Genomic DNA, 8943 nt, shown 5'->3' with positions numbered 1-8943 from the left:
ATTTAGATTGGAAAATTTTTGAACCATAAGCATTTACCTTTTCCTTCAAAATTAAATTTATAATTTTATAAGAATCCTTTTCAGTATTTTGTTTGCACTGAAGAAAAAGATTTAAAATGAAAACTAAAGAAATATTAAATAGAAGTTTTTTCATTTTCAAATTACCATATTACCATATTAGCATATTATCAAATTAAGAAATCAACTTCACAATCTCCAAAGCCACTTTCAGCGCTTCCGTTCCGTCTTCCAAAGAAACTTCTACATTTTTATTTTCGGTAATCGCATCGGCAAAACTTTCCAGTTCATCAAGAATTGCATTATTCGGTTGAATGTTTGGATATTCGAAAATAATTTGGTTTTTTTCACCTTCCGCATTTTCAATGATCATATCATAATCGGTCGGGTTTTCCGGTGCCGGTTTCATGCGAATTACTTCTGCTTTTTTCTCTAAAAAATCAACAGAAATATAAGCATCTTTCTGGAAAAACCGAGACTTTCGCATCGCTTTCATCGAAATTCTGGAAGTCGTGAGATTCGCGACGCAACCGTTTTCAAATTCTATTCTCGCATTACAAATATCCGGAGATTTTGAAACCACAGAAACGCCGCTTGCGTGAATGTTTTTCACCTTCGATTTCACGATGGAAAGTAAAATATCCAAATCGTGAATCATCAAATCTAAAACCACAGAAACATCGGTTCCGCGCGGATTAAATTCTGCCAAACGGTGAATCTCAATAAACATCGGATCTTTGATGAAATCTTTCGAACCAATAAACGCCGGATTGTATCTTTCAACATGTCCAACTTGCGCTTTTATTCCGTGTTCACGACATTTGTAGAGAATTTCTTCCGCCTGTTTTAAAGTTTGCGTGATGGGTTTTTCAATAAAAAAATGTTTGCGGTTTCCGATTGCTTTCATCGCATAATCGTAGTGATAAAGGGTTGGCGTTACAATATCGAGCATTTCGATTTCATTTAATAAATCTTCGAATTTTTCAAAATATTTGTACCCGAATTCTGCTTCGAGTTTTTTTCCGTTTTCAAAATCAGCATCGTGAAAGCCGACTAACTCGTATTTTTCCGACTGATTTAATAATTTTAAATGGATTTTTCCTAAATGACCTGCGCCAACTAAACCTGCTTTTAGCATAGAAAATTAAATTTTTCCAAAGATAATAATTTTAGTCATGAGACGAATAGAAGAAAGATAAAAGATGAAAGACTTTGAAATCTGAAATCAAAAAGTCTCGTATCTCAAATCTCCAAATCTCAATTCTAATTCCTATTTTTGTGCCATGCAGGATTCATTTGTACATAAAGGGAAAAGAAAAATTTTGGTAGAATATCTTCGGGAAAAAATTGGGATTTCCGATGAGAAAGTTTTGAAAGCGATGAGCGAAGTTCCGCGCCATCTTTTTCTGGAAAGTATTTTTGAAGATTACGCTTACGAAGACCGCGCTTTCCCGATTTTGGCAAAACAAACGATTTCTCATCCTTCAACAGTCGCCGAACAAACCGAACTTTTAGAACTCGATGAAAAAGAAAAAGTGCTGGAAATTGGTACAGGAAGTGGTTACCAAACTGCGGTTTTGGTGGCAATGAACGCTTTGGTTTACACGATTGAAAGACAAAAAAATTTGCACGATTTTTCGCAGAAAAAATTAAGAGAAATGCATCTTCGTCCGAAATTTCAAAGTTTTGGCGATGGTTTTGCTGGGTTGCCGACTTTTGCGCCTTTCGATAAAATCCTCGTGACTTGCGGAGCAGAAACTTTGCCGACCGAATTACTTCATCAACTGAAAATTGGAGGAAAAATGGTGATTCCTTTAGGAAAAACCGACGAGCAAATCCTGACACGATTTACCAAAAGATCGGAAAGAGAATTTGAAAGGGAAGAATTTGGGGCTTACAAATTTGTACCGATGTTGAATGATACGAATCATTAAAATGAATACAGAAAAATTGGTTTTTAAAACTAAAATTGGTGAAACTTTTCTAGGTTTATATAGTGCAATGTTATTGGTTATTTTAATAATGACCCTTTTTGTTTACAATGCAGCTCATGATCCTTCGATGTTCAGTTTTATGGCAGGAATCTGGATCGTGGCTTTATTATTTATGGTATCAACTTTTTTCCTTTTGAAAATCAAAATAGAAGATGAATTTATAAAAGTCGATCTTTTTTATCCCATTTATAAAGTGGACATTCGAACGATCACGACGATCACCTCGGGGAAAACAATGTGGGTTGGTCTGCATAAACACGGCACGGCTACAAAAGGTTTAATTATTTCCTCCAGATTCAAAAACGACCTTTATATTACACCAGAAGAGCAAGATCTTTTCTTACAAAAGATCTTGGAAATCAATCCGGGAATTGTCGTAGAAAAAGTGGGGATTTAATCTTTTAAGTAGATCTGGAAAATATCCCCCTCCTTTAAAGCTTAAGGATGAGGATGATCCGACTGTCAAAAAAGTGAGAGCAGAAGAATTTATCAGTTGATTTTATGCTTATTTCCGTTATGTTAAACTGATAAATAACAGTTTCCAAATTCGCTAATTCAATTTATAGATTGTATTTTTGCAAGCATTCAATTTATTCTAAATTAAAATACCTGAAATCAAGAATAAACTTTTTTTCAGTTAAAAGTAAAGTTTTAGATTCTCATGAAAAAAATTCAAAACATTCTTATTTCGACCAGAACCATGGCGGTTTTGTTGCTAGTGTACGCTGCTTCAATGGGTTATGCTACTTTTCTGGAAAATGATTACGGAACTCCTACCGCAAAAGCACTGATTTACGATGCAAAATGGTTTGAGCTCGTGATGCTTTTACTCATTTTAAATTTCGTAGGTAATATTTCAAGATACCGACTTTGGCGCAGAGAAAAATGGCCGGTTTTGGTTTTTCACTTATCATTTATTTTGATATTCCTCGGAGGTGCAGTCACCCGATATATTAGTTTTGAAGGAATTATGCACATCCGCGAAGGCGAAACATCCAACGAAATTATCACCGACAAAAATTTCTTTAAAATTCAAATCGAAGAAAAAGGCGATGTTCTTAATTATCAGGATGTTCCTTATTTAATGTCACCACTTCATAAGAATTTTAGCGCCAGTTACGAATATCATGATAAAAAGATTTCTGTAAAAGCGCTTGATTTTATCCAGCGTAAAAAAGACAGTTTGGTCGTAGATCCGGCCGGAACAGAATATCTTCATTTGGTTTCTACAGGACAAACTGGACGTGAAAATATCTACATCAAACCTGGTGATTCTAAATTAGTAAACGGAACTTTGGTTTCTTTCAACAGAGCGATTGATGGTGCTGTAGAATTTAATAATACCAATGGAACTTTGCTTATTAAAACGCCGGTAGAATCAGAGTATATGACCATGGCAACGCAAGCAAAAGGGACGACGAAAAAAGACGAATATGAACCATTAATTTTAAGAAGTTTATATTCTATAAATGATTTGAAGTTGGTTGTTCCTGAAGGTTTAATGAAGGGAAACCTCATTGCCTACGAAGGTGATCGTAAAAAAGATAAAGATGTTTCTGATAATTTAAAAGTGGAAGTACAGGGGCCAAAATCCAAAGTGATTGTTGATCTTCCGGTTGAAAAAGGAAATCCAAATGCATTTAAACAAATCTCTTTAGACGGAATGAATATTATTCTTGGATTCGGACCGAAAGTATATACCACGCAATTTTCTTTAAAACTGGAAAAATTTGTGATGGAAACTTATCCGGGAAGTTCTTCGCCAAGTGCCTACGAAAGTCACGTTCAAATCATTGAAAATGGAAAACAAACGCCTTATAGAATTTATATGAACCACGTTTTGAATCATGAAGGTTACCGGTTCTTCCAGTCAAGTTTTGATCCGGATAGAAAAGGAACTGTTCTTTCTGTAAATCATGATTTCTGGGGAACACTGCTTACTTATATTGGATATTTCTTTTTATTCACAGGAATGTTTGTTATTTTCTTTTGGAAAGGAACTCATTTCTGGAAACTGAATCAAATGTTGAAAAACGTTAGTAAAAAGAAAACAGCAACGCTTTTATTAATTTTACTGACTTTAAATTTTAATGCCCAGAAAATTGAAACCCACGGTAATACTGATGGTTCTGGTGAGCATGTTCATTCTGCAGATGACGGTCATGGCCACGGTGCTGCAGATGTGTTAACTGCCGAACCTGCTCCTCGAAAACAGCAGAATGCAAGGATGTTGAAATCTCCAAAGCCTATTACCGCTGACGAGATTATTGCCAAAAATAAAATTGATAAAGAGCACGCAGATAAATTTGGTTATTTATTGGTTCAAAACTATGAAGGTAGAATTGTTCCTATGAATACTCAGGCGTTAGATGTTCTTAGAAAATTATATAAAAAAGATGCCTTCCGTGGAACTGATGGAAAACATTTAACAGCGGATCAATGGTTTTTATCAATCAATACCGATACTGCAAGTTGGACCATGGTTCCTTTAATTAAAGTGGGTGACAAAGGTGGCGACGAATTAAAAAATAAAACAAAAGCCAACGACGAAGGGTACACTACGTTGATGTCGCTTTTCCCTGCTGACGAAACTGGAGCTCTTCATTATGTTTTAGAACAAGATTATCAAGAAGCATTCAGAAAAAAACCTGCGGCACAAACCCGTTACGATAAAGAAGTAATTGCCGTAAATGACCGCGTTCAGGCATTTAACGAATTCTTCAGCGGACAGTTCATGAGAATTGTTCCTGTGAAAAACGATCCGAATAGTACTTGGCATTCTTGGTTAGATCAAAATTTCGAACCGGATCCAGCTTCACAGGAAGTGATGGGACCTTATTTTTCTTCAGTATTAGAAGCACAAAGATCAGGAAACTGGAGCAAAGCAGATGCAGAATTAATAAAATTAGAGCAATATCAAAAAACCTGGGGTAAAAATGTAGTCCCGAGTGAATCAAAAATAAACCTGGAGGTATTGATGAACAAAGCAAACATCAACTTTTACTTATTGATGTTCTACTCGGTAATCGGTGGTTTATTATTATTGTTAGGATTCATCGAATTATTCAAACCGAATAAGATTTTAAATAAAATAATCAAAGGGTTAATTCTTGTTGGTCTGGTTGGTTATTTCCTGCAATTCTTAGGTTTAGTCGGAAGATGGTATATTTCTGGTCACGCACCTTGGAGTAATGGTTACGAAGCGATTATCTTCATCTCGTGGGTTGGTATAACAGCTGGATTGTTATTGTACCGAAACTCAAACGCCTTGATTCCTGCGGCAGGATTTATGGTAGCAGTAATTATGATGGGCTTTGCACACGGTGGTTCTGCACTTGATCCGCAAATTACACCGCTCGTTCCGGTACTGAAATCTTATTGGTTAATTATCCACGTGGCGATTATTACTTCGAGTTACGGATTCTTCGGACTCTCGATGGTAATTGCGATCATCACGTTGTTTTTCTATATTTTCTCCGACAAAAAGATCTATAAAATTCACCACGATACCACGATCAAAGAATTGACGATTGTATCAGAAATGTCTTTAACCATAGGATTATACGCCTTAACGGTAGGAACTTTCATGGGTGGGATTTGGGCCAATGAATCTTGGGGAAGATACTGGAGTTGGGATCCAAAAGAAACTTGGGCTTTTATCTCTGTTATGGTTTACGCCTTCGTTTTGCACATGAGATTAGTGCCTGGATTAAGAGGTAGATGGGCATTCCACGTCGCTTCTCTATTCTCAATCAGCACGATTGTAATGACTTATTTCGGTGTAAACTACTACTTGAGTGGATTGCATTCTTACGCAGCAGGTGATCCTGTTCCGGTTCCGATTTGGGTTTATTTGGGAATCGCCTTTATGCTTACCCTGGCAGTTGTCTCTTACATAAGATTCAAAAAATTAAATACAAAATAATTTAAATTGTAAGTCCCGGAACTCGTTTTCGGGATTTCTTTTTTTAGGAGCAACAGGATTTTCGCTTCTTAGAAATTTCGGTCCCGCTTTCCGCTGTATCTTTTTTTCGTCGTTCCTCCTCAAAAAAGGATGCCGCTGCAATCGGGGCTAAAATCAAGACCTGTTTTTCTTTTCAAAATCCCCGAAATAATTAGTAGATTTGTTTAAATTTAAAGACTTCCAGCAACTCATCATCCATCATCCAGCATTAAACATCCAACACCAAACATCCAACACTTTTGAGCGCACACCTAACTATTCTCGGCTTCAACTCTGCAATTCCCACGGTGAATTCATCTCCTACTGCACAATTCCTAGAAATGGATGAACGTTGCTTTCTCATCGACTGTGGTGAGGGAACACAGGTTCAGTTGAGAAAAGCAAAAGCACGGTTCTCAAAAATCAATCATATATTTATTTCGCATCTTCATGGCGATCATTGTTTTGGTTTACCGGGATTAATCGCCTCTTTCCGATTATTAGGACGGGAAACACCTTTGCATGTTTATGGTCCGAAAGGAATCAAAGAATTGCTTGAAACGATTTTTAAATTAACAGAAACGCATAAAGGTTTCGAAGTCATTTACCACGAATTACACAGTAAAAACTCAGAGAAAATTTACGAAGATTATAAGTTAGAGGTTTTCACCATTCCTTTAAATCACAGGATTTATTGCAATGGTTATCTGTTCAGAGAAAAGCCAAAAGAAAGACATCTTAATATGCAGGAAGTGTGGAAATATCCCGAAATAGAAACCTGCGATTACCATAATTTGAAGCTCGGAAAAGATTTTGTTTTGAGCGATGGTTATGTTTTGAAAAATGAAATTTTAACTACCGAACCAACAAAATCGGTTTCTTATGCGTTTTGTAGCGATACACGATATTCGGAAAAAATAATTCCTATTATCGAAAACGTAGATGTTCTTTATCATGAATCTACTTTCCTCCACGATTTAAAAGAAATGGCAGATTATACCGGACATTCAACTGCATTAGAAGCTGCAAGAATCGCCAGAAAAGCCAATGTAGGAAAACTCATTCTAGGACATTTTTCCAATCGTTATAGTGATTTAACGGTTTTCACTGATGAAGCAAGAGAAGTTTTCCCGAACAGTTTTTTACCAAAAGCTTTGGAAGCCGTGAAGATTTAATTGGTGTATTCTACTTAAATTTCCAAAAAAGTCTTTGTATTTTCTTTCATTAAAATTTTTGATAAAAGTGGAAAACACCGAAATATTGGTAGCAAATAAAAACATCAAAACTAAGAAGCTCCAGAGGAGCGGAACCTATTGTAGAAAGTTTGCAAAATATACTGATTTGAAAAATTCAATATTATTTCGATTGATAAAATGTTTTTAAATAAAGATAGTATTATAAGCAGACAATTATAGAAAATTTTAATAAAACAAAATTTAGAATGACTTCCTCAGAATTAAAAAAATTCCTCGACGAAAAAGCCGATTTCTACAATAATCCCAATTTTATCGAAAACGATCCGATTTCTATTCCTCACCGTTTTTCTTTGAAACAGGATATTGAAATTGCCGGATTTCTTACTGCTACAATTTCCTGGGGAAACCGAAAATCTATTATTAATGATGCTGAAAAAATGCTGAATTTTATGGAAAACTCACCGTTTGATTTTGTGAAAAATGTATCGGAAAAAGAATTGGAATCTTTAGAAAAGAGAAGTATTCACAGGACTTTTAATGGCGAAGATTTTCAGCAATTTATTCTTCATTTAAAAAGAATTTATACTGAAAATGAAAGTTTAGAAAATCTTTTTTTAATTCAAAGTAACGAGCAGAATTTCTACCACGCTTTACACCGATTTCGTGAAAAATTTATTGGAGAAAATATTCACAGAAGTAAGAAACACGTAAGTTCAACCTACAAAAATTCTTCTGCCAAAAGATTAATGATGTTCCTTCGTTGGATGGTTCGAAAAGATCGAAAAGGAGTCGATTTCGGGATTTGGGAAAGTATTGATCAGAAATATTTGTCAATTCCTTTGGATGTTCACACCGGAAATATTTCCCGAAAACTGAATCTCATTCAAAGAAAACAGAACGACTGGAAAACCGTAGAGGAAATGGATTTGGCATTAAGAAAATTTGATGCCGAAGATCCTGCAAAATACGATTTTGCATTATTCGGTTTAGGCGTATCAAAGGATTTTTAATTAAAGATATGTTTCTACAATTTAACTTGATAAGAAATTATAATGCGTTTTTCCATTCTATTGTAAATGCAATAAAATCTTGCACCGAAAGTTCTTCCGCACGTTTATCCATAAATTCATGGTTTTTTAAAGCTTCCGGAATGTCGAGAACTTTCAGTGAATTTGATAATTTTTTACGTCTTTGACCAAAACCTGCTTTTACAATTCTTTTAAACAGAACCTCATTTCCGGTTAAACCTGGTTTCGGATTTCTAGTTAACCGAATAACGCCCGATTTTACTTTTGGTGGCGGATTAAAGACGTTTTCATGAACGGTAAATAGATATTTGACGTCATATAAAGCTTGAACTAAAACCGACAAAATTCCATAGTCTTTCGTTCTCGGAACGGCGGCTGTTCTTTCGGCAACTTCTTTTTGAAACATCCCAACCATTTCGGGAACTCGATCGTAATAATCGATAATTTTAAATAAAATTTGAGACGAAATATTATACGGAAAATTCCCAATTACAGAGACTTGCCCTTCAAATGATTCTGCTAAATTTAATTTAAGAAAATCACCGACGAAATGATGATCTTCTAATTTCGGATAATGACTTTTTAAATATTCGATCGATTCGGTATCAATTTCTGCCACAAAAATTTCTGCGTCTTTTTCTAAAAGATATTTGGTGAGCACGCCCATTCCGGGACCGACTTCCAAGACTTGATTTTTGTTTTCGAAAGTTAAACCATCTACAATATTTTTGGCAATGTTTTCATCTGTCAAAAAATGTTGACCC

At 35.3% G+C, this 8943-nt stretch carries 7 protein-coding genes; 5 read left to right on the top strand and 2 right to left on the bottom strand.

Going from position 1 to position 8943, the window contains the following annotated elements:
* Nucleotides 1–193: 193 nt before the first annotated feature.
* A complete protein-coding gene (locus tag WBY99_RS01860; RefSeq protein ID WP_423974648.1) occupies nt 194–1156 on the bottom strand; it encodes a Gfo/Idh/MocA family protein in 963 nt (320 codons plus the stop codon).
* A gap of 145 nt (nt 1157–1301) precedes the next feature.
* Between WBY99_RS01860 and WBY99_RS01855 the strand changes: the two genes are divergently transcribed.
* From WBY99_RS01855 to WBY99_RS01835, 5 genes are all read left to right on the top strand, one after another.
* A complete protein-coding gene (locus WBY99_RS01855) occupies nt 1302–1952 on the top strand; it encodes a protein-L-isoaspartate(D-aspartate) O-methyltransferase (protein WP_423974647.1) in 651 nt (216 codons plus the stop codon).
* A 1-nt stretch (nt 1953) separates the two neighbouring features.
* Nucleotides 1954–2409 carry a PH domain-containing protein gene (locus tag WBY99_RS01850; RefSeq protein ID WP_423974646.1) on the top strand — a complete coding sequence of 152 codons (456 nt, stop codon included), beginning with the start codon at nt 1954–1956 and terminating at the stop codon, nt 2407–2409.
* A gap of 264 nt (nt 2410–2673) precedes the next feature.
* Nucleotides 2674–5937, top strand: coding sequence for a cytochrome c biogenesis protein CcsA (gene ccsA / locus WBY99_RS01845; protein WP_423974645.1), 3264 nt, complete (start codon nt 2674–2676; stop codon nt 5935–5937).
* Nucleotides 5938–6215: 278 nt separating this feature from the next.
* Nucleotides 6216–7130 (top strand): ribonuclease Z, encoded by a 915-nt coding sequence (locus WBY99_RS01840; RefSeq protein ID WP_423974644.1) that lies wholly within the window; start codon nt 6216–6218, stop codon nt 7128–7130.
* 266 nt (nt 7131–7396) lie between these two features.
* Nucleotides 7397–8161 carry a TIGR02757 family protein gene (locus WBY99_RS01835; RefSeq protein WP_423974643.1) on the top strand — a complete coding sequence of 255 codons (765 nt, stop codon included), beginning with the start codon at nt 7397–7399 and terminating at the stop codon, nt 8159–8161.
* 37 nt (nt 8162–8198) lie between these two features.
* Here WBY99_RS01835 and rsmA read toward each other — a convergent pair.
* Nucleotides 8199–8943, bottom strand: a 745-nt coding sequence (gene rsmA, locus WBY99_RS01830; protein ID WP_423974642.1) for a 16S rRNA (adenine(1518)-N(6)/adenine(1519)-N(6))-dimethyltransferase RsmA, incomplete at its 5' end; no start/stop codon positions are given.

The sequence above is a fragment of the Kaistella sp. genome (assembly GCF_049588135.1).
Taxonomy (GTDB): Bacteria; Bacteroidota; Bacteroidia; order Flavobacteriales; family Weeksellaceae; genus Kaistella.
The sequence above is the reverse complement of the archived record's forward strand: the minus strand, read 5'-3'. Positions and strand labels throughout refer to the sequence as shown.

Coding starts and splice junctions, on each gene's coding strand:
- WBY99_RS01850 (WP_423974646.1), top strand. CDS start 1,954: ATGAATACAGAAAAATTGGTTTTTAAAACTAAAATTGGTGAAACTTTT.
- WBY99_RS01860 (WP_423974648.1), bottom strand. CDS start 1,156: ATGCTAAAAGCAGGTTTAGTTGGCGCAGGTCATTTAGGAAAAATCCAT.
- ccsA (WP_423974645.1), top strand. CDS start 2,674: ATGAAAAAAATTCAAAACATTCTTATTTCGACCAGAACCATGGCGGTT.
- WBY99_RS01855 (WP_423974647.1), top strand. CDS start 1,302: ATGCAGGATTCATTTGTACATAAAGGGAAAAGAAAAATTTTGGTAGAA.
- WBY99_RS01835 (WP_423974643.1), top strand. CDS start 7,397: ATGACTTCCTCAGAATTAAAAAAATTCCTCGACGAAAAAGCCGATTTC.